This is a genomic window from bacterium, from assembly GCA_035527515.1.
Taxonomy (GTDB): domain Bacteria; phylum B130-G9; class B130-G9; order B130-G9; family B130-G9; genus B130-G9.
The window spans coordinates 15,978-41,050 of sequence record DATLAJ010000042.1 but is presented as its reverse complement, the minus strand read 5'-3'; the positions used below and the strand labels follow the sequence as shown (position 1 = coordinate 41,050).

Annotated in this window: 20 protein-coding genes; 7 read left to right on the top strand and 13 right to left on the bottom strand. The window is 58.0% G+C overall.

Going from position 1 to position 25,073, the window contains the following annotated elements:
* Nucleotides 1–37: 37 nt before the first annotated feature.
* The 4 genes from VM163_02885 to VM163_02870 all read left to right on the top strand — a co-directional run bounded on the left by VM163_02885 (nt 38) and on the right by VM163_02870 (nt 3,975).
* Nucleotides 38–490, top strand: a complete 453-nt coding sequence (locus VM163_02885; GenBank protein HUT02820.1) for a hypothetical protein — start codon at nt 38–40, stop codon at nt 488–490.
* Nucleotides 491–531: 41 nt separating this feature from the next.
* Nucleotides 532–1,497: a site-specific tyrosine recombinase/integron integrase gene (gene xerA, locus VM163_02880; protein HUT02819.1), complete on the top strand. Its 966-nt coding sequence runs from the start codon at nt 532–534 to the stop codon at nt 1,495–1,497.
* Nucleotides 1,498–1,790: 293 nt separating this feature from the next.
* Nucleotides 1,791–2,201 (top strand): hypothetical protein, encoded by a 411-nt coding sequence (locus VM163_02875; GenBank protein ID HUT02818.1) that lies wholly within the window; start codon nt 1,791–1,793, stop codon nt 2,199–2,201.
* Nucleotides 2,202–2,298: 97 nt separating this feature from the next.
* Nucleotides 2,299–3,975 (top strand): hypothetical protein, encoded by a 1,677-nt coding sequence (locus VM163_02870; protein HUT02817.1) that lies wholly within the window; start codon nt 2,299–2,301, stop codon nt 3,973–3,975.
* Between the two features lie 55 nt (nt 3,976–4,030).
* Here VM163_02870 and VM163_02865 read toward each other — a convergent pair whose 3' ends face one another.
* Complete coding sequence (locus VM163_02865) at nt 4,031–4,600, bottom strand: DUF4340 domain-containing protein (protein HUT02816.1); 570 nt, start codon at nt 4,598–4,600, stop codon at nt 4,031–4,033.
* 710 nt (nt 4,601–5,310) lie between these two features.
* On the opposite strand from VM163_02865, the gene VM163_02860 reads away from it, so the two are divergent.
* The 3 genes from VM163_02860 (at nt 5,311) to VM163_02850 (ending at nt 13,963) form a co-directional block, all read left to right on the top strand.
* The gene (locus VM163_02860) at nt 5,311–13,065 is read left to right on the top strand and encodes a S8 family serine peptidase (protein ID HUT02815.1); all 7,755 of its coding nucleotides are present in this window, start codon (nt 5,311–5,313) and stop codon (nt 13,063–13,065) included.
* A 152-nt stretch (nt 13,066–13,217) separates the two neighbouring features.
* On the top strand, nt 13,218–13,559 hold the full coding sequence (locus tag VM163_02855; GenBank protein ID HUT02814.1) for a hypothetical protein: 342 nt from the start codon (nt 13,218–13,220) through the stop codon (nt 13,557–13,559).
* Between the two features lie 47 nt (nt 13,560–13,606).
* Complete coding sequence (locus VM163_02850) at nt 13,607–13,963, top strand: hypothetical protein (GenBank protein ID HUT02813.1); 357 nt, start codon at nt 13,607–13,609, stop codon at nt 13,961–13,963.
* 31 nt (nt 13,964–13,994) lie between these two features.
* Here the strand turns inward: VM163_02850 and recO are convergent, their stop codons facing one another.
* The 12 genes from recO to VM163_02790 form a co-directional block, all read right to left on the bottom strand.
* Complete coding sequence (gene recO / locus VM163_02845; GenBank protein HUT02812.1) at nt 13,995–14,768, bottom strand: DNA repair protein RecO; 774 nt, start codon at nt 14,766–14,768, stop codon at nt 13,995–13,997.
* A gap of 133 nt (nt 14,769–14,901) precedes the next feature.
* Nucleotides 14,902–15,222, bottom strand: a complete 321-nt coding sequence (locus VM163_02840) for a hypothetical protein (GenBank protein HUT02811.1) — start codon at nt 15,220–15,222, stop codon at nt 14,902–14,904.
* 25 nt (nt 15,223–15,247) lie between these two features.
* Nucleotides 15,248–16,441 (bottom strand): DegT/DnrJ/EryC1/StrS aminotransferase family protein, encoded by a 1,194-nt coding sequence (locus VM163_02835; GenBank protein ID HUT02810.1) that lies wholly within the window; start codon nt 16,439–16,441, stop codon nt 15,248–15,250.
* 164 nt (nt 16,442–16,605) lie between these two features.
* On the bottom strand, nt 16,606–17,874 hold the full coding sequence (gene purD / locus VM163_02830) for a phosphoribosylamine--glycine ligase (GenBank protein ID HUT02809.1): 1,269 nt from the start codon (nt 17,872–17,874) through the stop codon (nt 16,606–16,608).
* A 97-nt stretch (nt 17,875–17,971) separates the two neighbouring features.
* Complete coding sequence (gene purH, locus VM163_02825) at nt 17,972–19,525, bottom strand: bifunctional phosphoribosylaminoimidazolecarboxamide formyltransferase/IMP cyclohydrolase (GenBank protein HUT02808.1); 1,554 nt, start codon at nt 19,523–19,525, stop codon at nt 17,972–17,974.
* A gap of 17 nt (nt 19,526–19,542) precedes the next feature.
* A complete protein-coding gene (gene acpS, locus VM163_02820) occupies nt 19,543–19,995 on the bottom strand; it encodes a holo-ACP synthase (protein ID HUT02807.1) in 453 nt (150 codons plus the stop codon).
* Complete coding sequence (locus tag VM163_02815; GenBank protein ID HUT02806.1) at nt 19,985–20,359, bottom strand: nucleotidyltransferase domain-containing protein; 375 nt, start codon at nt 20,357–20,359, stop codon at nt 19,985–19,987. Before VM163_02815 ends, acpS begins: the two co-directional genes overlap by 11 nt.
* Nucleotides 20,356–20,772: a nucleotidyltransferase substrate binding protein gene (locus tag VM163_02810; protein HUT02805.1), complete on the bottom strand. Its 417-nt coding sequence runs from the start codon at nt 20,770–20,772 to the stop codon at nt 20,356–20,358. Before VM163_02810 ends, VM163_02815 begins: the two co-directional genes overlap by 4 nt.
* A 162-nt stretch (nt 20,773–20,934) precedes the next feature.
* Entirely contained in the window at nt 20,935–22,164 is a 1,230-nt protein-coding gene (locus VM163_02805) for an ABC transporter ATP-binding protein (GenBank protein ID HUT02804.1), read from the bottom strand.
* The gene (locus VM163_02800; protein HUT02803.1) at nt 22,145–22,438 is read right to left on the bottom strand and encodes a type II toxin-antitoxin system RelE/ParE family toxin; all 294 of its coding nucleotides are present in this window, start codon (nt 22,436–22,438) and stop codon (nt 22,145–22,147) included. Before VM163_02800 ends, VM163_02805 begins: the two co-directional genes overlap by 20 nt.
* Complete coding sequence (locus tag VM163_02795; protein ID HUT02802.1) at nt 22,426–22,608, bottom strand: hypothetical protein; 183 nt, start codon at nt 22,606–22,608, stop codon at nt 22,426–22,428. The genes VM163_02800 and VM163_02795 overlap by 13 nt, the downstream gene beginning before the upstream one ends.
* 31 nt (nt 22,609–22,639) lie before the next feature.
* Nucleotides 22,640–24,784 carry a PKD domain-containing protein gene (locus VM163_02790; GenBank protein HUT02801.1) on the bottom strand — a complete coding sequence of 715 codons (2,145 nt, stop codon included), beginning with the start codon at nt 24,782–24,784 and terminating at the stop codon, nt 22,640–22,642.
* Nucleotides 24,785–25,073 lie beyond the last annotated feature (289 nt).

Sequence of the window (25,073 nt, the reverse complement as noted above, 5' to 3'; positions counted from 1 at the left end):
AGGCGTGGCACGCGGCAGCTAACCCTAAAGGAGGTGTATGATGTTTAGAAAGTTGTCGATCGCTGTTTGTGTCCTTTGTGCCATTCTGGTGGTGCTTGTGGGGTGTAGCGAGAAACCCTATGGCACGCCTGGGGCTGCGCTTAGGTCCTATGTTAAGGCATATAACGAGAGTAACAAACAGGCGATGGCAAAATGCGGCAACGGCGCTGATATGCACAAGATACTCATGACCACGGAGGAGGACCTTCTCGGTAACCCCGTCCGTGTCTCAGTCAAGGATATCGACTTCGAGGTGCTCAGCGTCAGCCAAAAGCCCCGCACAACAGTCTCTAACTATTACTTGACCGAGGACGCTTGGGTCCAGGCGGAGTTCAGGTCGCACGACGACCCCAAGTTTCACAAAGTCGCAACCGTCAGGCTGGTCAACAGAACTCACAGCTTCTACATGGAGGAGCCGCACTGGCAGCTCGTCCCACTGCGGGGCAAGTGATGCAGGCCCGCGATTGGAACTTTTCGCTGGCTTAAAATGACTTGAAGACCTTCATTGACGAAGTGGAGCGATTTGGCCGCTATCTGAAAACACGCGGCTACTCGTTGCACACGGTGCGGGCCTACTCTGCGGATGTCCAGAGCTTTGTGCGTTACCTGCTCGCAAGAAAGACAGCCCGACCTGCCAGCACGAGTGGGTCTGGACAACAGGGAATCTCAGTAGTCAAAGACTCGCTCGCTGGCCTGAAGCCGGCCCAAATCAGCGACTTCATAGCTGATAGGTTCTACGAAGGCGATGCGAAGAAGACAATCCAAAGGCGCCTCGCCGCGGTAAGGGCTTTTCTGAGGTTTCGCTGCCGCACCGAGGGGGTAGAGGATAACCCCGCGGACCTAGTAACCGGCCCAAAGGCTGAGAAGAAACTTCCGGTGTTCTTGACCGTGGATGAGGCGTTCGCACTGATCGAGGCGGTCGGGGCAGGGCGGGACTTCTTCGCCTATCGGGACAGAGCCATTCTGGAGATGCTTTACAGCACGGGGATTCGTGTTGCGGAGCTGTGTGGTCTTTCACTTTTCGACATTAACCTGGGGGCTCGGGAGATTAGGGTTCTTGGCAAAGGCGCCAAGGAGCGGCTTGTGCCCATGGGCAGGCCGGCGGCAGATGCGTTGCGGGACTATCTTGAGGCCCGCTCGCGCCCTTCGGGCGTCTATAAGGGGCCAATAGACCCGAAAGAGAAGGCGATTTTTCTCAACAGGGCCGGAACGCGGCTTTCCACCAGGTCCGTTAACAAAATCGTGCACAAATACATCGCCCTGTCCGGCAGTTCAAAGTCGATCAGCCCGCACAAACTGCGCCACACATGCGCCACGCACCTTTACGAGGCTGGCATGGACTTGCGACACCTTCAGGAGCTTCTGGGCCACAAGAACATCAGCACGACCTCGGTCTATACTCACACGAATATAGAGCGGCTCAGAAAGGTCTATAACAAATCGCATCCCAGATCGTAGTCCCCCGCTTCTGACCCAGAGTTGCCCCCTTATCGAGAATCTCAACCTGCGCGAGTCGATGGGCAAGGCCGGCCGGGCGAAGACGCTCGAGAAGTATCAATGGGACACGATCGTCCAGCGCTATTACGAGCCGATCTTCTTGTAAAGCGATCTGTGGAGTCAAAACACGTTGTTGCGCACAAAAAACAGCTTGACAATCTCTTTCGCTTTTTCTTACCATTGATAATGGCTGGGGCGCGGCGCAACGAGACTTAGCGTTCCAGGACTCTTTTCATGAAAGGATGTGATGAACTTTGACCAAGAAGAAACTTGCGATTGTTGTGGCTCTTGTGGGACTGGTAGCGCTCATTGCCCTGCTCGTGTTTGCGGCAACGACTGACGAGTGCATCAAGAGGATAGCTACAGGTCCTATGTTGAAGGACCTTCTGGGGACGACCACGTTTACCGTTTACGCATACCACATCATGGCGGAAAACTGCGACTGTAACCACGATCCCGGGACCTTAACGTTGTACTGGAGGTACGACACGGAGATTCCCTGGACAACGGCCGGGACAATGACCGCCGGCCTTTCAGAGTGGTGCGGAGTGCAGGAGTTCAGCAGACAGTTGAGCGTCAGCTCTGGGCATACGATTGACCTGAAGGTCGTTTGCAGCGCACATGCTGACTGTCAGGCAACCCGTTTGGGTTTCGGCGTCCCGTAACCAGTTTCGGTAGTTGACAAGGCCGCGCCCCGGCCTTTTGCTTGTGTTTTCTTTCGTGAATCGTTTGAGGGTGTTTTCAAGGAGGACGAGTTAGGCTATGAAAGCGAATACTTTCCCTATTTGCGTGACACTTCTAGTTTGTTTGGCGGTTTTGGCGCTGATGGTGCTTTCGGTTGGCTTGTGCTTGGCAGGCCAGGAGCATTCGGCGGGCTATTGGGGCGGCCTGGGCGCAAGCGACGTCCCAGATGGAATAAGCGGCCGGATCATTCAAAACAATGACTATGATATCGCTGTGGGCCCGGGCGGGACGCCCCACGTCGTCTGGGCGTCTCCTCTGCAAGACGGCCCCACTGCGACGCCGAGCTCGATTATCAAATACGCGTTCTGGGACGGCTCAAACTGGCGGGGATTGCCGGAGGCAGATGGCCCGACCGACCTTGGTATAGGCGAGAAGTGCTCTATCACGGTTCTGCCCAGCGGCTGGCCGGTGGTGCTTTTTTGCGCCCTCGACGCCCTCACATCCAAGACGGTGCTTCAGGTTTTCTCCTGGAGCGGGTCGGGATGGCAGACCATTTTCTCACCGGAGCTCAATCGCGTTGAGACCGGCGCGTTCAGGGTCGCCGTTGATGGCCTTTCGAGGCTCCACATTCTTTACATTAAGTTGATCACGGACCTTGATGGGAAGACGCACAGATATCTTTACTACTCCATCTTCGATGGGGAGTCTCTTCATGGGCTTGCCGGCAGCGACGAGGGCGAGGGCATGGCCGGCGACTGCGAGAATATTATTGACACCACCCGCTTCGATCTTGCTCTGGACAACCGGGCGTTCCCGCACGTAGTCTGGCAAGGCGATGCCCAGCAGGTCTTCTACAAGTTCTGGGACGGCGAAGCGTGGCAGCAGGTTGATGGGCAGGAGATATTCCCAGAGCTCGATTTCACTACTCAGCCGCGAATAGTGGTTGACAACGAGGGGCACCCACACATTACCGTAATCGGAGGGATCGTTACTGGCCCCGACACTTATACCGAGCACATGTGCTATGCAACTTGGGATGGCAGCTCCTGGAAGACTACCCACACAAGCTCGACGCTGCCATTCCGGGATATGACCACGGACAGCGCTGGCAATTTGAATCTCTGCTGGACGCCCGGCCCGGTCAATAGCATCTACTTCAGGCGCTGGGACGGCGCTGGGTTCAGCACGCTGGCCTGGGGCGACGTCGGTTGGGGCGTCTCGCCGCCGCCGCCGTTTCTCGGTCCTGATGCTAAGCAGTGGTATGAAGCTTCTAGGATCGCTGTCGGCCCGACCGATGAGATATATGTCGCCTATATGGCCATCACGAACATCCCGGTGGCAGGCACGCCTTCCTATGAGGCGTTTGGGAGCTGCCGGGTGTCCAAGTTTATGCAAGAGCCCGCGCCATATCCGCTTCTTCGGATAGAGACAGACAGGTACCGGTACGATCCAGGCGCAACAACAATGACGATCATGCTCGGCGCTGACAACCAGCAGGATCAATGGGTCGATACGAAGCTGTTTCTAGCGGCATACCGTAAGGAAGATGACGAGCTCTACCAGTTCTCGCTGCCTCTGTCGCTTCCGCCTCATTTCTACTTCCCGCTCTCGGCGGTATTCGAGCTGCCGATTGGCGAGGCCGAGCTCTTCCGGCCCTCCGGCAGTTCCTATTTGCTGGGCGCACAGTTCCTTGACGCGACAACCGGCGACGCTCTTGGTCCGCTGCGGTGGAAGAGGATAACGATCAATCTGTGAGGCGGTGTTTCAGAAGTGGTGCGGCGTGCAAAGGTGCACAGCAAAGAGCTGACCGTCAGCTCCGGGCGCCGCGGCCGAGCGGCGGGACAAACAGGAAGTATTTCAGACGGTTGACGACATCTGCGTCAATGAGAAGCAGCTCCTGGCCCTGAGCCGCAATGGCATAGACCACTGCTCCCGAGGGCGAGAGGTGGCCGAAGCGTATCATCCGCGCTGGGCGCTCTTGCCTCGATGGCTCGTCCGACCGAACAGAGATGATGAGGCTTGGGCTCGTCAGGCCGAACTGCGCAAGATCGCCGCCGATCTGATCAAATCGTGCCTTCCTGGTGTATTCTGCGCTGGTGAGGATTGAGATGAGGCGCTCTATCTCGGCTTGGCTGGCGGGAGCTTTCTGCGGGCTTCTGAGCACCCATTTGCCCTCGCGCTTGACCGCATCAAGCGTTACGTCGGGGGTGCGCAGCTCTATTCTTGAGATGTGCTCCGGCGAGAGGCCAGGGAATATGAGCAAGGAGGGAGGGGGCGCTTGAGTCGCTTTGGGCTCGGGCCGCTCAAACAGGAGGTAATATGCTCCGAGCAGGACGGCAATTGAGGGGAGCACGGCTGCTTTTAGAAAACTTCTTCGCATTGGGACCCTCAAGCGCATTTTGTGTAATCAGTCCTCGGACAAGCTCTATCCAGAAAATCTAGCCCAAATGTATTCAATAATCACGCACGCTAAACACATCCGCTCTATTCAGTGCAAAAAGCTATCATGATTGAGCGCCTCGTCAAGTGCGTGCGCGATTTGCACAAGCATCTGCGCAGATGAGAGACGGCAGGAGTTTTCGTATTTCCCTGTGCTCGTTGACCGGGTATGTGGCTATATGGCGGGCTTCAGGGTATGGGAAAGGTGGGATTGAGTTCTGGTGGCTATTGCTTGAGTCCCCTGAAAGGGGGCCACGTGAGTAGCCCCGTGTGGAACGCGGGGTATCTAGCCGACGACACTGTTCCTAGCTCCCCTCTCCATCCGCCAATCGCTTTGAGATTGGCGGATGGAGAGGGGATTTCTTGGTTGTCGCCCATTTCGATCCGCAGGTTGCACCTGCGGCTACTCAAATTATGCCCCGTCAGGGCATTCAGGCATGGCCGTCGAATTCCATCGACGCCGATTCTCAGATTGTTGAGGTTTTGTAGCGCAAGACCCTTAATTCAAGCCCAGACTGCGAGCATCAAAGCGCCGACATCGAGTGATTACGAGAACTCCTCGGGCATAAAAAGCCTGACTTTTTGCTTATCGCAAGTAATATTGGAGTATTGATTCTGGCCTGATCATCTTAATCGTGGAGGAGAACTTAGATGTTGAAGAAGGTGCTGCTTACCGTTTTGCTCTGTCTTGCGGCCTACATTCTATCGATGGCAATCGTGCCTCAAACTACTGAGCCGCCGGTTCTTAGGCTGCGGCTTCTGACTTTTGACCCGGGCGAGCTTGATGCGCTTGGGATACCTGACGAGTTGCTGCTTGCTTCATATCTGCCTGGGACTGAGGGGCTTTACATCGTCCAGTTTTCGGGCCCTGTCGCTTACGAGCAGAGGGAAGCGTTGGTTGATGCTGGCGCAAAGATAGTGGGCTATCTGCCGGATTATGCCTACCTGGCAGTGATGGGGGATAGCAGCTGGGATATGGTGTCGCGTTGGCCTCGTGATGGCACGTTCGGGGCCGTGTGGGCGGGGCTATATCAGCCAGCCTTCAAGGTAAGCCCCAGTCTGTTGGACGCGACCTCTGATGCCGAGGACTTCATCGAGATCACGATTCAGCAGTTCGGTGAGACGCGCGAATCGCTCGACAGTCTTGCCGATGTGGTTGCCTCGAGCGAGGCGCGAGTCGAGGTCGTGGGGGATTCGGTGTTCAAGACCACGCAGCGGCTGAGGGTGAAGGTGTGGTTGGACGATTTATATCAATTCGCAACTGAGGTGGCGAGGCGCCCGAGCGTTATTTGGATCGAGCGATATTGGCAGCCGGTTCTTCTGAACGAGAACTCCTGCTGGATATGCCAGTCCTTCTCGGAAGGTAGCACACCCGTGTGGAACAAAGGTATCCACGGCGAGGGGCAGATAGTCGGCATTTCCGACACGGGGCTTGATGCCGATATGTGTTTTTTCTACGACGCCTCGGAGGGCTTGCCGAGCTCGAGCATCAACAACGGCCAGCGCAAGACGATCGTCTATTACGATCTTGCGGGGAACGGGGACTGGGACGACTACGGGCATGGCACTCACTGTGCGGGCACAATTGCTGGGGACGATTCTGCCACCCCTGGGCATTATGACACAGGGGACGGGATGGCGTTCTGCGCCAAGCTAGTCATTCAGGATGTAGCTAGCGGCGGGTCCCTTGATGGGCTGCCTGGCAACCTGAACACGCTGTTCGGTCAGGCCAGGAACGCGGGAGCTAGGATTCACTCTAACAGTTGGGGCAGTGGCTACAACGGTTACGATTCGTATGCTCAGGACGTCGATGAGTTCATGTGGGACAATCCCTCGTTTCTGATTGTGTTCGCGGCTGGCAACGACGGGCCGAACGAGCACACCGTTGGGACGCCTGCGACTGCCAAGGACCTTGTCTCAGTGGGTGCATCGCAGAACGTTTACACCGCTCAGGACCCTGAGAACGTAGCATCCTTCAGCAGCAACGGCCCGACCGAGGACGGGCGGATGAATCCGACTGTGTGTGCGCCGGGACAGTCGGTTCACTCCGCGGCCTCGGACTACAACGTTTATACGTACAATTGCGGGCTGCGGTATATGCAGGGGACGAGCATGTCTTGCCCAACGACGGCGGGATTGGCGGCCCTTGTTAGGCAGTATTACGTCGATGGCTATTACCCGTCCGGGACGTCTAACGCAGCCGACGGCTTCGTGCCAAGCGCCGCGCTGCTCAAGGCTACTCTCGTAAACTCAGCGAGGGACATGTCTGGCAACTACACGGACGGCCCGATCCCGAGCACGGGCCAGGGCTGGGGGCGCATCCTTCTGGACGATGCGCTCTACTTCGCTGGGGACCAATGCTCACTGGAGGCTAATGACGTGTCCCCGGGGCTTTCAACGGGTCAGAGCGATAGCTACCAGGTGAAGTCGCAGGGCGGGTGCAAGCTCGAGGTAACTCTCGTGTGGACGGACTATCGCTCGTCGCTGTCTGCGAGCACTAATCTCGTCAATGACCTCGATCTCACGGTCGAGTCGCCCGATTCGACCATGTTCAAGGGGAACAACTATGCTGGCGGGAGCTCCAGCTCGGGTGGCACCTACGACAGGCTGAATGTGGTTGAGTGTGTGCAGATCGACAGCCCCGACCCAGGCACATATCAGATTACGGTGTCGGCCTACAACGTGCCGGTCGGGCCTCAGCCATACGCGCTTGTGGTGACGGGGGCCGGCTCGAACGAGGCGCCGGAGCTCTCAAACGGGAGCGTATCACCTGATTCTGGAGATGAGACAGACACGTTTACGTATTCGGTCGATTACTTTGACGTGGACGGTGACGGTGCGCACACGAAGGATGTCTATATCGATGGTGCGCCACACGAGATGTCGCTTTCAACGGGTTCTGAAAGTGACGGGACCTATAGATACGAGACGCTGCTGCCCAGCGGAACGCGCAACTACTACTTCTACTTCGACGATGGGCGGGGTGAGAGCGCCAGGCTGCCGGCGAGTGGGACGTATTCGGGGCCGACAGTGGATGGTGCTCCTCCGGAATCGACGTGCTGGTGCGATGAGTACTCAGGTAGCCCGATAGCGGTCAGTTTCTCTGCTTCGGACACTGGGAGCGGCGTCCTGAGGACCCAGCTCTATTACAAGTATCAGTCGGGTGGGTGGACTGACTCGGGCGATTCGCTCGGCGGCAACGCCGGGACGTTCAACTTCAGCCCGCCGTATGGGGAGGGGGTCTATTACTTCTACACGATAGCGACTGATACGGCTGGCAATCGCGAGGAGCCGCCGGCCGAGGCTGATACACAGACGGTCTATGACGCTACCGCCCCATCGTCGAGCTGCACAGGGCCTGACTGGGCGTCAACGATCATTGAGCTGAACTTCACGGCCAGCGACGGCGGCAGCGGGGTCGCCCTGACCTACCTCTGGTATCGTTACGAGGGCGGTTCATGGCAACAGTTCGGCGAGCCCGCAACAGGTGAGTCCGGCACTTTCTCCTTCACGCCACCCTCGGGGGACGGCGCCTACTCATTCTACACAATCGCTACCGATCTGGCCGGTAACGAGGAATCGGCGCCCGGAAGCGCCGACGTTCAGGTCGAGGTGGAAACCGTGCCTCCGCAATCATCCTGCACAGCCCCGAGGCTCTCTAAGGAGCTCGACATCTCGATCCAATATACCGCCTCGGACGCCAAGTCTGGCATCGACAGCGTGCGGCTCTGGTATAAGTTTGATAGTGGGGCATGGAACGATACCGGACAGGACGAGACGGGGACATCGGGAGCTTTCAATTTTCATCTGAACAGAGGCGACGGCAACTACTATTTCTATACGATAGCGAGGGACGTTGCGGGGAACACAGAGGGGCCACCCCAAGGCTCCGACACATTCACCATATTCGACACAGCAAAGCCCGAGTCGTTCTGCACGGCGCCCGGGTGCAGCCCGTCCGGGTCCATTACTGTTTGGTTTGAGGCGGGCGACCCCGGCACGAACATTGAGAACACGAAGCTCTACGCCAAATTCGAGGATGGGCAATTCGAGGACACTGGCCTTGAGGAAAAGGGCACCGTGGGGCAGTTCGCCTACGTAGCGGACCAGGGCGAGGGCGCGTATTACTTCTACAGCATATCCGAGGACAAGGCGGGCAACGTAGAGGACCCACCCGCTAGCCACGACGCGGTAACCGTGCTCGACCAGTCCGCTCCTAGCTCGACGTGTGCTTCCCCTGCTATCGGCTCGACGACGTTCACGATAACGTTCACCGCCAGCGATGCGGGCTGCGGGGTCAACCATACCACTCTGTTCGCGAGCTTCGAGGGCGGGTCCTACTCGGAGTGGGGTGAGCCCAATGAGGGGGACTCGGGAGCCTTTGAGTTCGGCGCCGTTGCCGGTGATGGGTTATACAGCTTCTACACGAGGGCGCTCGACCTAGCCGGTAACGAGGAGGCCCCTCCAGCAACACCGGACACCGTAACGATCGTCGATAGCGTCCCCGCAAGCTCGTCCTGCACGTCTCCGGCCTACTCCACGGTGGGCACGATAGATGTTGATTTCCTGGCATCCGACCAGAGCTCGCAAATCGCCTCGACAAGACTTTGGTATCGCATCGGCGATGGCGACTTCCAGGATTCGGGCCTTTCATTGGCCGGAACGTCGGGAACGTTTGAGTTTCCCTGCTCATCCGGGGAGGCGCAATATGCGTTTTATACAACGGCGACCGACGCTGCTGGCAATCAGGAGTTGCCCCCAGCCGGCCCCGACGCAACCTGCACATTCGACGCCACGGCGCCTCAATCATTATGCACTTCAGCCGACGTCGCAAACGAGACGCCGGTCGCGGTCGGGTTCGAGGCAGCAGATTCTCTCTCCGGCGTTTCCGAGACCGAACTGCTGTTCAGCTTCAATGCCGGTGATTGGGAGCATTCAGGCCTCTTCACGACGGGAACGTCAGGCAGCTTCTCGTTCTCTCCTCCCTATGGCGCGGGGACATATCGGTTCGTGACGGTCTGTGCGGACCTTGCTGGCAACGTTGAGGAGACCCCTGCGGCCGCCGACTGCTCGACCTATTTCGATGAGGATATGCCCCTTTCGAGCTGCTCCTCCGCGGCGGCTACGACCGAGACGAGTGTTCTTGTGTCATATACTGCAAGCGGCGGCGTGAGCGGGCTGCAACAGGTAGAGCTCTGGTCCGTGTTTGAGGATGGCGACGCACAGGATAGCGGGCTGGTAGCGGACGAGGCGGCAGGAACGTTCGAGTTCGCGGCCGAGCTCGGAGACGGCCATTACGGGTTCTTCACCATCGCCATTAACAACGATGAGACCCGCGAGCAGGAGCCTGCAAGTCCTGACTCGGTAACGCTCGTTGACACGACGTCTCCGAACACAACCTGCGATGCGCCTCAATATGCGACCCTCTCCTCGATCACGGTCGGGTTCTTCTCTAGTGATGCGCACTCGGCGATTGCAGGCGCCTCGCTTTACTACAGAATGGATGGTGGTGCGTGGGTTCTGTTCGAGACCCTCGAGGGGACCCCGTCCGGTGCATTTTCGTTTGACTTTCCGGGGCCGGAAGGGACTTATGCATTCAGCGTCGTGGCGGTTGATGCTTTGGGCAACGCCGAATCGCTGGGCGCAGCTTGCGCAACGACCATCTATGACGTTACTGCACCCGTGTCCACGAGCGACTCGCCGGACTACGTGAGCGAATCAACTATCGCCATTCAATACGAGGCGTCGGATAACATCGCTGGCGTCGCGCTCGTTGAACTTTACTACCAGTTTGGGGACAGCGGCTGGACGTATTCTCAAAGCAAATCCGACCCAATCGGCGCCTTCGAGTTCGGCCTCGCGACCCAGGAGGGAACGTGGGGGTTCGCCGCCGTGGCTCAGGACCCGGCTGGCAACATTGAGCAGATTCCAACCGAGCCTGAGACGCTCACGGTGGTCGATTGGACGGCGCCTGTCGTTACGGTTTCAACCCTCGCATGGGCAAGCGCCGGCACGCTAGATGTCAACTTTGATGCGACGGACTTGGTGTCCGGCTTCGCTGGCGCATCGTTGTGGTATCAATTCGATGAAGGCGACTGGCACGCGACGGAGATCGCTTGCGGGCCGGAGAGCAGCACCCTACAGTTTGATTTTAACTCCGGCGAGGGGGCTTACGATTTCTGGGTCGAGGTCAAAGACCTCGCTAGCAACTCGAACGGCGATCCCACGCATTCCCTTTCGGGCACGACGTTCGACGCGACACCGCCGAGCTCGAGCTGCGTTGCGCCAGAATATGCCACGCAGTCGCAGATCGAGGTCCTGTTTGAGGTGGAAGATGCGCTTTCCAGCCAGGTCTTCACAAAGCTGCAATACAGCCTAGATGGCGGGCAATGGGTGGTTCTGCCCGGCGTCGAGGAGGGGTTTGACGGCAAGTTCAGCTTCAAGACGCCGGCCGATGGCGGTTACGTTTTCAGAACGCTCTCGACTGACGTTGCGGGGAATCACGAGAGCACGGGGGCCTCGGCCACGTGCGGGACGATCGTTGATACCCACGCGCCATCATCAACGTGCACGGCGCCAGAGCTAGTCGTCTCAACTGCGGTAACGATTGCGTTTTCTGCCAGCGACGGGACGAGCGGCGTTCGGAGAACAGAGCTTTGGATGAGCTACGAGAGCGGGGGCTTCGAGGACACTGGCCTTACCGCTGAGGGCGAAACGGGCGAGTTTCATGTCGCGCTTTCAAGTGGCGATGGCGTGTATTCGTTCTACACCATCAGTGAGGACATGGCCGGCAACATGGAGCCGGGGAAAGACGAGGCGGACACGAGTCTGGTTCTCGACACCATTGTCCCAGATTCCACGTGTCAAAGCCCTATGTTCGCAACGAAGGCCTTTATAGTAACGTTCACGGCGAGCGGCGGCGCGTCAGACATAGACAGGGTCTCGCTCTACTACAAGTTCGACGAGGGCCCGTGGGAGGACACGGGGCTTTCCGTCAGCGCGGCCTCGGGCGGATTCACGTTCGAGCCCGAGGATGGCGATGGCTACTACTACTTCGCGACCCGTGCCCGTGACATGGCTGGCAACGAGGAGCCGCTCACTCTAGAGCCCGACTGCCGGACGATCGTTGACACCGCAATGCCCGCCTCGACCGCGAGCTGCGACAACCTCACGAACCAATCTCGGTTCCCCATCGGCTTCACCGCCTCGGACACGCTCAGCGGCATTGCCTCGGTTGACCTCTATTACTCACACGAGCATGGGCTGGTTACGCCGGCAGGATACTCGTCGCAGGAGTCATCCGGCACGTTCGATTTCGAGTCCGAGGATGGCGACGGCTTGTATGAGCTCTACACGATAGCGACCGACAAGGCTGGCAACAGGGAGCTTGCGCCTGTGACGCCGGACTGCTCGATTCTGCTCGATACTTTGGCGCCTGAGACATCATGCGAGTCGCCGGAATCAACTTCGAACCCGTCCGTAGAAGTCAGCTTCACGACGACGGACACCGGAGGCGGCGTCGCTGAGACGAGGCTCCTATATCGGTTGTCTGGTGGATTGGTGTGGATCGACACCGGGCTCGTGTCCCAGGCTGGCTCGGGCACCTTCGTGTTTTCCTTTTCTGCTGGTGTGGGCCTGTATGAGTTCAAGGCAGTTTCGGTGGACCAGGCTGGCAACCAGGAGCTTGTCGGGAACATGCCCTGCTCCACCACGATGTATCAGCCCCAGGCACCGGAGCCCACGCTGTGGGTCTCCGATGAATCTCACGACTTCGGCGCGCTACAGGTCGGCAACGTGGGGACCTTCAAGCTCGTGGTCCGCAACGATGGCAATGCCGACCTAATTGTCGATGCAGTTGAGACCAGCGGCGATCCGTTCTACTTCGTGGGGCCTGGGTCGTTCACGCTCGCGCCCGCCGAGTCGCTCGGCCTGAACGTCTTCTACTTCTCCGGAGTTGATAAGCAGATGCCAGGCCATTTGACGATCGGCTCGAACGATCCCAACACGCCGGACAAGCAGATAGTGCTTTCAGGCTCGGTATCTCAGGACGACACGGCGTTTGTAGCAGTTACGACTGACAGAGCCGAGTACCGGGTAGGTGATACGATTTGGGTTGTTTACACGCTGGGCAATCCTGGCCCTGCGGTTGCGGTCGATGCCTATGCGGCTGTTTATCTGCCGGGCGACGATACCCTTTACTACTTCCCGAGCTTCGGGACCTGGCCGACCCCGATCTCATTGACGCTGACCCAGGGCCTATACATCCCGCCGACCACGCTGCTTACGCTCCCGCTGGCCAGTCCAATCCCTACTGGGCAATACACCCTGTTCGCGGGGTTATGTGTGCAGGGCTCCGATTTCGAGCTGATAGGCGACCTGTCGGTGGCGACCTTCAGCTTCAAATAGGCTGGCGAAAACGCGTTTATGGGGCAAGATGTGTGGAGCCAGTGTGGGGTGTCTCGTTGACATTCGATTGCATTCTGAGCATCGTATTACTAGAGAAACTTATGAAGTTCCCAAATGCTAGCATCCAGCCGCTTCTAATGGAGGCGTAAATTGTGAAAGCGCAGCTGCAGAACCAACAACATACCGGGGTTAAGAAAACCCCGGTCCAAGACGAGGCAACGCGACTAGCCGCTCGTGTGGTTGAGGTTGCAGAGATGTTCCCTACAATCCATGCCGTCTGCTACAAGCTCGAGGGGAACACGTTCTACGTAGACTTCTACGCTCCGAAGATGGCAGCCCAGGAGCATTTCGAGTTTGTGAAAACAATGACGGAGGTCGAGGACGCTCAGGCTTTCGTTCAGGTGGAGTTCCACGCAACTGCCTTGGCGCTCGAAGATTACAGGACCGCCGGTTTCACTGTAGTCGTTTTGGATGGAGATGGTGAAAGGAATTAGGGCTGTCGATCAATCATAGAAGCATATCGGAGCGCAACCTCCACTTCGTGGAAGACGTCAGGAAATCAGATGTCACGAAGCGATACACTGAATGGCAGGCGACAGCAATCTTCTATTCAGTCGTGCACTTAGTGGATCTGTTCGTTTTGCAGTGCGATGGCTTGGAGCTCAAGAGCCACCCGGAGCGGAGTAAGTATATCGAGAATCCAAAGAACCGGCTTGAGCCGATTTGGTTTCAGTATCGAGACTTATCTAAGGTGGCCTACGAGGCACGCTACAAGGGGCGCCAACCCAGCGACAGCGATGTCAACTTCTACTTGAATGAGCATAGGCAGATTGCAGCACATATAGATCCACTCTTGGCTGCAAACAGGTCGGATAAGCCGTGGCACCGTAAGCCCTGAAAGATGATTGCGGCAAGCGCGAGCAAATCCGCTAGTGTAGGCGAACAGATGCCCTGAGCAGCCGTGCGGAGTTGAGCTCAAGCTGGAGGTGATAGGCCTTGTGGCGGGCAGAAAGATGCAGTAGCTCGCGGGCAAGCGGTCGGCTTATGCGTGTCCTTTTGAGCGAGCTAATCGGGCTTAGAATCGCCCTTTTGGCAAATGCCAGCACGCCCGGGCTCAATGCCGTCGGCGAGCTCATCTCGTAGTCGGCCTTGCGCCTTGACCAGCAATCCGAGCAGACCATCCCGCCCGCCTCGACCACGTAACGCGCACGCTTTGCCTCAGCAGCTCGGCCGCAATGGACGCACTGCGACAGCGAGGGTGCCAAGCCCATCGCGTCCAGCATCTTGAGCTCGGCCGCAAGCGCTACCGCGACAGAGCCAACGCAATTGCGCAGGCAGTCCAAAGCCTGAAGCAGAAGGTCATAGAGCTCTGGGCAGGGGCTTTCCTCAGGGACAGCAAGGAGCAGAAACTCGGCCACATAGGAAGCGCAGACAAACCGCACATAGTCAGCTGCAAGCTCGGGGAAAGAGAGTTCTCTCTCGCACTCCTCAAGCCTCAACATACCGGACTTGCCCATGCGCCTGACGTAACAATGGGATATGCTCAGAGCATCTATCGAGCCGCGCAATCCGCTGGGCCGGTTCAGGCGCCTCGCTACGAGGCTGAGGCGGCCAAACCTTCGGGTTAGAACGGTCAATCGTGCGTCGAACTCACTTCCGAGCACGATCCTCAGAATGACGCCATCTATTGAAAACGTGCACATCCTCAGGCTCTCCGCAAGTGAGCAGTTCAGCTGGCTCGACAGACGTCCCAATAGGTTGGCGGGCTGAATGCCGGCCTCGCGCGACTGTCATCTGGACGAGGCTCTTGCCAGATACCGGACGAGTTGGCTTTCACTAAGTCCCCGAGATGAGCTGGCCTTCCTCATCCTTGCTGATTATCCCTTTCTCGGTCAGAAGACGCACAGTTCTCGAGAGAACCCCCCTGATGTGCGACACACGTGTCATCTTATCGATCGAGGTTGGTCCGTCTGAGGAGGTGTGGTTCTCGCACCGCTGCTCCAACTCGTCAATTATGGACTGGAGCACAAACATTATCTCTCCGTAGGTTACGTTGCCGCCTCGACCCGCCGAGAACTCCTCGATCGTGGACATCACTGCGCCCCGGAGATGTGCGAACTCCTCCTCGCTGTCGAAAACGTTTATAGTCTCAACCATCGCTGCCATCCCTTATTCAATCAGATTATCGCTTGAAGTGCGCAACTATCTTATCGACCGCCTCGATGACCGTCTTTACGTCTTCGTCTGCCAGAGAGGGGTAAAGCGGCACGCTGACGAGCCTGTCGCTGGCGTGCTCTGCGTTCGGGAAATCGCCCAGTTTGAAACCGTACTTCTCGCGATAGTACGGGTGCAGATGAAGCGCCCTGAAGTGCACGGCGACGCCGATGTTCTCCGCCTGCATCGCGTTGAGGAACTCATCGCGGCTGCAACTTAGCCGCTCGAGCTCGAGCAACATCGGATATATGTGGTGGGCGTGCTGGACGCTGGCTCTTCTGGCGAGCGGCCGAACCTCGGGCATCTCGCCGAAGGCATCGTCGTACATCGCAACGATCTCGCGCCGGCGCCTCGCAAAGCCCTCGAGCTTGGCGAGCTGGTGCAACAGCATTGCGGCCTGGATATCCATCATGTTGTATTTGAATCCCGGAACAACGCACTCATAGTGGGCGAAGCCGCCTTTGTCGTAACGTTTCCAGGCGTCTTTGGTGAGGCCGTGGAGCCTGAGAACCGCGAGCTTGTCGTGAAGCTCTTCCGACTGAACGCACGCCGCACCACCCTCGCCGCACGTTATGTTCTTGGTCGCGTAGAAGCTGAACGCCCCAACCTCGCCGAACGTACCGCAATGCCGCCCGTCGGTCTTGGCCTCGATCGCGTGGGCGCAGTCCTCGACAATATGAATGCCATGTCCCCTCGCGATCTCCATGATCCTTCCCATCTCGCACGGGTGGCCAGCAAAGTGCACAGGGATCGCGGCCCTGGTACGAGGCGTTATCGCCTCCTCGAGCCGTTTTGGGTCTATCAGAAGCGTGCCAGGCTCAACGTCGACGAAGACCGTCTTGGCTCGCTGGTGCTCGATGACGTTCGCAGTTGAGGGGAACGTGATCGGCGTTGTGATCACCTCGTCTCCCTCCTCGATGCCCAAGACGACTAGGCCCAGGTGCAGCCCCGCTGTGCAGGAGTTCAGACCAACTACGGCCGAGGCGCCGAGATAATCTGCAAACCGCCTCTCGAACTCCGCGGTCTTCGGCCCCGTCGTAAGCCAGCCAGATGCGAAGGACTCGGCTATCTCGTTGACCTCCTCCTTGCCAACACTCGACCGGTGAAAGAAAAGGAAATCGTCCCTGACAGGCTTTCCGCCGTCAATTGCAAGTTTCGACACACTCACCTCGCTGTCGTTTCATCTTTTAAAGGCTGAATCATGGATTATGGCGGTGTAGGGGCGGTTCACGAACCGCCCTTTTTTTGATTTAACCGAACGTATGAAGGGCGGCTCGTGAGCCGCCCCTACATAGGCTTCCTTCATCCTTCCGCCTTCATCCTTGCTTAGCGGCCTCGCCGCATCGCTATATCTCGCCTGAAATACTTACCCTGAAAATCGATCCGGTCAACTGCGTCATAAACCCGCTGGAGCGCATCTTTCTTGGTCGCCCCAGTGGCCGTTACGCCGAGGACTCTGCCACCGGCAGTTAAAGCCCTTCCGTCAGTCGTCTTCGTCCCGGCGTGGAACACGACGACGTTATCGAGCCGCTCGCACTCTGAAAGGCCATGAATCTCACGCCCCTTCTCGTATCTGCCCGGGTAGCCCTTGGAGGCCAGCGTTACGCAGACGCAGTGGCTATCTGCCACGTCGATGCTTATCCCCTCCAGCGAGCCGTCTGCAGCGGCCATAAGAACAGGCACGAGGTCGCCCTTGACCCTGGGCAGCGTGGCCTGCGTCTCGGGGTCCCCGAATCGGCAGTTGAACTCGAGAACGTAAGGGTCGCCATCAACTATCATCAGTCCCGCATAAAGCGCCCCTCGGTAGAGAATCCCCCGGCTCTTGAGCCCGCGAATGGCCGGCAGCATTATCTCGCGCATCACCCGGTCCCGAAGCGCATCGTCAATGACCTCTGTCGGCGAGAATGCCCCCATGCCGCCCGTATTGGGACCTCTGTCGCCGTCCAAGAGCTGCTTATGGTCCTCCGAACAAGGCAGGGGAAGCACGGTCTCGCCATCGGTGATCACCACGACCGACGCCTCTTGACCAACGAGGCAGGCCTCCACCAGAATGCTCTTGCCAGCGTCGCCAAGCCGCTCCTCCACAAGCGTATTCCTAAGTGCCTCGTCAACGTCGTCCTCGGTTCGGCAGACGAAGGCGCCTTTGCCGGCGGCGAGCCCATCCGCCTTAATCACAACCGGCAGGCCCTTCTCATCCACGAACGAGATGGCATTCCTGAAGTCATCAAAGACCCAGTAGCTCGGAGTTGGTATCCCACAGTCGGCCATGAACTGCTTGGCGAAGACCTTGCTCGACTCGATCGCGGCGGCCTCCTTGGTGGGGCCAAACACCGTAAGGCCCTCCGACTGGAGAGCGTCCGAAAGGCCCATGGCGAGCGGCGCCTCAGGCCCAATTATCGTGAGGTCTATGCGATGCTCCTGGGCGAGGGAGACGATGCCTTGGATGTTGGCCGCATCTTCGGGCAGGTTCCGTGCGATGGCCTCTGTCCCGGCGTTTCCGGGCACACAGAAAAGCTCATCCACTAGGGGGCTTTGCCTGACCTTCCAGGCGATCGCATGTTCACGCCCGCCGCCGCCAACGATCATTACCCGCATAAACGACTCCGGAAGGCTGAATTATGCATTATGAAGGATGAGTCATACATTAGAGCACTTTCATCCTTCATCCTTCCGCCTTCATCCTTTGACAACTTCAGTGCAAAAAGTGCCGCATCCCCGTGAAGACCATCGGTATTCCGAGCCGATTACAGGCGTCAATCACCTCCTGATCGCGCTTGGAGCCGCCCGGCTGGATGATCGCCGCAATTCCGGCCTTGTGCGCCTCCTCAACAGAATCGGCAAACGGGAAGAACGCGTCGGACGCAAGCACCGCGCCCTTAGCCTTCTCGCCAGCGTTCCCTATCGCTATCCTCGCCGCGTCCACCCTGTTCGTCTGCCCCGCACCGATCCCGGCCGTCACGCCGTCCTTGGCGACAACTATCGCGTTTGACTTCACATGCTTGCACACGGTCCAGGCGAAGCGAAGGTCGCCCTCTAGCGCCTCGTTTGGTTCAGCCTCCGTAACAGTCTTAAGGCCGGTCTCGTTAAACAAGTCCGCATCAACCGTCTGGATCAGAAAGCCGCCCGGCACGGTCGTGTGAACGAACTTGCACGAACCCCTCCCGAACCCGGCAGGAAACTCAAGAAACCGCCTGTTTTTCTTTTTTATGAGCAGATTGAGCACGCCCTCCTCGTAACCCGGGGCGATGAGTCCCTCCACGAATGTTGTCGAGTGCACAAGCTCGGCCGTCGCCATATCGATAGGTCTGTTACAGGCGATTATTGATCCGTATGCGGAGATGGGGTCCGCTGCAAGAGCGCGCTCGTAGGCCTCGTCAAGGCGCTCTCCAACAGCGGCTCCACAGGGGCTGCGATGTTTAATAATCGCCACGGCTGGCCTGTCAAACTCCACCGCGAGGTTGAGAGCCGCCAGGATGTCAACGATGTTGTTGTATGAAAGCGCCTTGCCCGAGAGCTTCTGTGCACCAAGAACGGCGCTTACATCTTCCAGCGCCCCGTAAAGCGCCGCTTTCTGATGCGGATTCTCGCCGTATCTGAGCGTCGCAAGCTTCCTCAACGAGAGCGAGAGCGACTGCGGGAAATACTCATCTTTGCCCGACGTCAGGAGCTCCAGATACGACGCAACCGCGGCGTCATATTGCGAGGTCTTCTGGAAAACCTCGATCGCCATCCTCGTGCGCATCTCGAGCGAGCAGGCGCCGGCATTGCTCTCGAGCTCCGCGGCAACAGAGTCGTAGAACTTAGGCCCTGGCACGACCAGCACATCCCGAAAACTTTTCGCAGCAGCCCTCGCCATTGCCGGACCACCTATGTCGATGAGCTCCGTCGTCCTCTCGAGGTCGAGGCACTCATCCCTCGCCTGGCCGAAGGGGTAGAAGTCAGCCACAACCATGTCGATGGGGCTTGCGCCCAGCTGCGCAAGCTGCGACAGGTGCTCTGGAACGTCACGCCTGGCCAAGATGCCAGCGTGGATTTTGGGATGGAGCGTCTTGACGCGGCCGTCCAATAGCTCGGCAAACCCGGTTATGTCCTCCACGAGAGTCACCTCAAGCCCAGCGGCATTGAGTCTTGCCGCGGTGCCGCCAGTCGAGATAAGTTTCACACCCAGCCTCGCCAATCGACGGCAGAAATCCACGATCCCATCTTTGTTGAACACGCTGACCAGCGCAACGCTAACATCTCTCATTCCCATTACCTTTGCACCTATTTGTTTGTAACCGAAAGCTCCCCAGACAACATTACGACCGCGATCGCAAGGTCGCCGTCATGGCTCAACGAAACTGCGATGTTATCGGACGCAAACCTGCACGAGGCGCGGCCCGAATCGCGAATTGCGGGCACACCTCCGCCTCCGAGAACAACCTCGAACGAGCTCAGCGGCAGCCCACGGACTCCTGCGGACGAAAACGCCTTGAACGCCGCCTCCTTCGCCGCAAACCTCGCTGCGAGGTGAGGATAAGGATCGCTTTTTGTGAACGAATACTCAACCTCGCCCTTCGAGAAATAGCGGTTCAGGAAACGCTCGCCGCGGCGCTTGGCGATCTCCCGCACCCGTGAGATTCTCACAATATCAACGCCGACTGCGCCCACTCTCCTGAGATCGCCCCTGATTGAAACATCGTTAAGCGGTTCGCGAAGGAACTGGTCAGACACCATCCGCTTCTCCGTAAAACACCTTGCTGGCCGCCTTGTCTTCTTCGCCCGCGAGTTGCGCGTCGTCTCGTGCATAGAAGACCACGCCGACACGTCGGATGTGGTCACGAAGATCGGGATCGCCGATGTTATCGAGAATGGACAGGTCGATCGTGTAGGGCAGGAGCAGGTCATCGAGTTCATCCATGATTCTGTAAAGCACTTTCATTGTCAGACCATCGCCGTAGAGGGTCAGGTCGATGTCCGAGCCGTTCTTGTAGTTTCCCATGGCGCGCGAACCGTACAGAATCGCTTTCCCCACCTGCGGATAGCGAGCGAGGACAGATTGGACTTTCTGGATTGTGCTGTCCTTCAGGCCGTATTTCATACCTGTTCTTCCAGTTTCAATTCCTCTAATGTGGCTTTGAGCGCTTCGAATTCGGCGAAGTAACTTTCGAGAATGGCAGAAACGATCTCGGAGGCTACGGCTTCGTCATAAGTGTGAGAGGTCAGATTGCGACTCTTGATCATGTCCATCCACGCCTCGCCGTTTTCTATCAAGCCGCGCCTAAACGCCAGGCGAAAAACATCGCGGCTGCCATAAATATCGGTTTCACCCTGCGCTTCAAAGAAGTCCTTAAGCGTGTTCCATGCCAATTCGTAGGTATATCCAAAAGCATGGATCAGGCCCTGCTTCTCCAGCTCGTTCAAGTCGCCCTTCTCAATGAACTTTGTCAATTGAGCCATGGCCTTTGAGAAGTTGTTTAAGTGCCGGATCCAGCGGACGTCTTGTGCCGTCATAAGGTATCCTCGTATCTCCTACGTCCCGTCAAATCCTCGGCTTCGTTAAGCGGCGTAACATTGCATACTACACCTTCGGGTCTGAACGACAAGCGCCAGCCCTGGAAGGATGAAGGCGCTTTAATACATGACTCATCCTTCACAATCCAGCCTTCCAGAAATCTACGGCTGCCTCCATTCATGTTCGAGAAAGACAATGCCGTGCGACGTGCCCGTGCCCTGCACCCGGAAGGGGTAATGAGGCGGGTGGAAGTCAAAGGCATCGTAAGGGGTCGTCCCGCCCGGCTTGAAAATGCCCACCGAGACCTTGTAGTTGCCCTCGAGAATCGAAAGCGCTTTGTATCTCATCTCGAACGAGCCGCGTCCCGCCTTGATGGGCCTGGTCGCTTGGTCGTCCCAAAGCGTGTTTGTGCCATAGACATAGACGTTGTCTTCGCGCCATATCGCCACCCCGAAGACCGGGGCCTCGCACGGGACATCGGCCTCGTAATCGACCCGAACCGTCATCGGCTGGCCTATCTTGAACAGCTTCTTACTCCTGCCCTGTCCATCGAGAAACGTTACGCCAACGACCCTGATTTTGAGGTTACCGCGGCGGCCATCGACCTTTTCCTTGACCTGAAAACCCTCCTTCCCGTCGAGCCTGGCCACAAACCCCTCCGCAACGTAGGTGTCGTATTCCCGCAGCACGTTGCGCACGGGACCCTGGGCACGAATCTCGCCCTTGTGCATCCAGATGCACGTATCGCAAAGCCGCTCCACGGCCGCTAAGTTGTGCGATACGAAGAGAATCGTCTTGCCCTCCTTGTTGAACTCCATGATCTTGTTCAGCGACTTATGCTGAAACGCCTCGTCGCCGACCGCGAGCGCCTCGTCAATAATCAGGATGTCTGGCCTGACGTGAACTGCGATGGCGAAGCCCAGGCGCACATACATCCCAGAGGAGTAGGACTTAACGGGCATGTCAATGAACTGCTCGAGCTCGGCGAACTCGACTATTCTGTCGAGGCACTCATGTATCTGTCGGCGCTTGAGGCCCAGGATGGAGCCGTTGAGAAAAACGTTCTCGCGGCCTGTCAGCTCGGGATGAAACCCAGCGCCGAGCTCGAGCAGGGCAGAGACACGGCCCCGGACGACGACCTCACCCATGTCAGGCTCGATGATCCCGGTCGCGAGCTTCAGAAGGGTGCTCTTGCCGGCGCCGTTTTCGCCAATGATGCCCATCACTGAGCCTTTTGGAACGCTCAAACTGAGGTCCTTAAGCGCCCAGAAATCCTCCTTTGCTCCCTCCATACCTCGCCCGAACGAGAGCACGACGGACTTCAGGCTCGCAGCGTGCCCACGCCGTAGCGTGTATTTCTCGGATACGTTCTCAAACTCTATCGCGTTCAAGTCGTCTCGCACCGTGGTGAATTGTTAGGATTTCAACTTGGTCTTGCTGTACCCGATAAATGAGTCTGTAATTGCCCACAATCAGCTCCCTCACAGTATCGCGAGCCACTTCAGGCACGATTCGTCCCAGACGCGGGAATCGCGCCAATTGCTCTGCCGCCTCGAACACATCGGTGGCGAACATTTGAGCATAGTGCGGGGAGTCGCGGGCGATGTAGGCGCAAACCGAATCAAGATCGTCAAGAGCCTGTGCGGTCCACCTTACGTCAGCCATTTCTTCAGGCGTTCCCTCGCTTCTTCATGGGTTACAGTCTCCCCGGCATCCGCTTGCGCAACTCCGCGCTGTATCTTGTAAAGAAGATAGAGCCGCTCCATCGCGTCCTCAAATGAGGCGTCCGAGGGAAGATCCTTGACCGCGTTCAATATCTGTTCCTTTACTCTCATAAACCCTCCATGTTGTAGTCTGACAGGATGATCATCTGCCCTGCTGTTCGCCGGCGTATTCAAAGACGAGCACATCTATTTCCGAGAGGAAGTCAAACTGCGTGCCGGGCGCCACGAGCGCCCCATAGACGTAGTAGCTGCCGAGCGGGATTTGGCCTACTATCGGAAGCTGCAAGAAGCAATAGGGCCCAAACTCGCTGTGCGCTGCGAGCGTCATCGGGATTGGGGACGGGTCGGCTCCGAAGGTTGGGTAGTAAAGGAGCGTGTCTGAGCCCGGAAACGTGGCCGCGATATAAACGTCAACCATCATCTCATCCAGGTCGTTGATAAGCGTGCCGTAGAGCTTGATTGTGTCGCCCAAGTAGTATGTGTCCCGGACGGAGCCGAGCTCTATTATGGGTTTGGACGTTCCGGTTATCTCGATGGTGTGATAGCTTGACCAGTTGGACTGGGCCTCGTGCTCATCCTTAGCCAGGGCACAGATGTCGTACTCTCCAATGCGTTTATATGCGTGAGATGCCGAGGGCGGCCCCCAGCCACTGTCCTCTCCGTCGCCCCAGTCGAAGAGGAATGAGACTTGGTCGCCGTCAGGATCGATAGCGCTCGTCGTGAACGTGTATGTGGTGTTGACAAGCCCGGACGACGGGCCTGACGGCTGTTGTGGTCGAGATGGCGGCGAGTTGGGCTGCTCGATCTTGATCGAGGCGGTCGGTGACCACTGAGATTCTCTCCCCTTATCGTCTCTCGCTTTGGCTCTGACGTTGAAGGTACCCGTCTGCTCGTAAGCCCAGGTCTGAACAGGCTCGCCCCAGTCGCCCTGATTGCCGTCGCCCCACTCGAACGTGAACTCAATCTCGTCCCCATCGGGGTCGTAGCTCGAGGTCGAAAACTCAACACGCTGACCCACCAACGCCGATGCCGGCCCGCGAGGCGTCGTCGGCGACTGGGGCGGCCTGTTGCCAGTTGCTACCCTCACCGTGTGGCCCTCGCTGTAGGCCGACTTTTTGCCCGCATCGTCCCTCGCCCGAACGATTATGCCGTAGGTGCCAAGTGAGGAGTAAGTATGTGACTGCGTAGCCGGCCCCCACTGCGAATCTGAGCCGTCGTCCCAATCGAACTGGTAGGACACGGAACTGCCCTCGGGGTCTGTCGTTACCGTCCAAAACTCCATCCCCGTGTCGGTCGAGCCGGTATCTGGCCCGGCAGGCGTCTGAGGCATCAGCGGTGGCAAGTTCGCGCCGTAGTCGAACCACAACAAGCCGTGTTCACGGGACCCGAAATAGACCTTACTTTCACCCAAAGCGACGGAGGTGATGCAGGCGTTTGAGACCTCGTAATCGTAATCGACGGCCCAGGAGCCATCGAACTGCACGACGCCCGTCCTGAGCCCGAACCAGCGGTAGCCGAAATCATCGACGACGATGGCCCGGACATCTGGGTCGAAGACGAGGCTCGTCCCATCCTCCCACTCGCCGTCGCGATAGACGCACAGTCCGTTGGGTGTCCCGACCCAGACCGCGCCTGATGGGCAGACGCCGATGCTGTTTATGTTGTCGGACATCAGCAGGGAATTGCTGGTGTTGTAAGTGGTCCAGCTGTCGCCGGATAGGACCGAGACGCCAGCATCGCTGGTGCCGACCCACACTGCGCCGTCCTCCTGGACCGTAACGGCGGCGATTCTGTCAGATGCCAGTCCGCTGTTGGACACGCTGAAGTGCTCCCAACTCCCCTGGTCGTAGGAACACAGGCCGCCGGAGTGCGTACCCATCCAGACCACGCCATCAGATGCGACCGCGAGCGCCTCGGTCCAGTTATCGGATAGGCCCGAGTTCTCGGTGGTGAATGTCTGCCAGCCGGAGCCAGACAGGATCGACACGCCAACGTCCGTTCCGATGAAGGCCCGGCCAGAGGAGTCGAACGCCAGGGCCTTGACTCTGTCGCTTACGAGGCCTGAGTTGTCCTTTGTGAAGTGCGTCCAGTCAGAGCCTTGCACCAGCGAAAGCCCCGAATCCTTGGTTCCGATAAGAACCCGGCCGAGGTAATCGACGGCCACAGCCGAGACCTGGTTGCTGGCGATGTCGCTGTTTACCGTTGTGAAGGAACTGAAGCCATCGGCAAAGGCGAATGCTACGAGGCCAATCGCGGCCAAGAACACCATGATCGATAATCGTCTCATGACACTTATCCTCAAATAAGTCGCTTGAAAGTTGACCATAAACACAAACCAAGCCGATTCTATCGAGGCAGACAACGCATATCAAATGGCGATTGTGCTGGGGGGGACTGCATAGCTACGCCGATGCCCCGGGCATTGGCATTTGGAAGCTGCCCAATAAGTCCGTTTTGCCTGTGTAGGGGCGATTCACGAATCGCCCTGGTCTAATCCGATCGGGCACCTTAAGGGCGGTTCGTGAATCGCCCCTACACGACGTCGATGTCGTTTTATAGCCACATTTGGGACACCA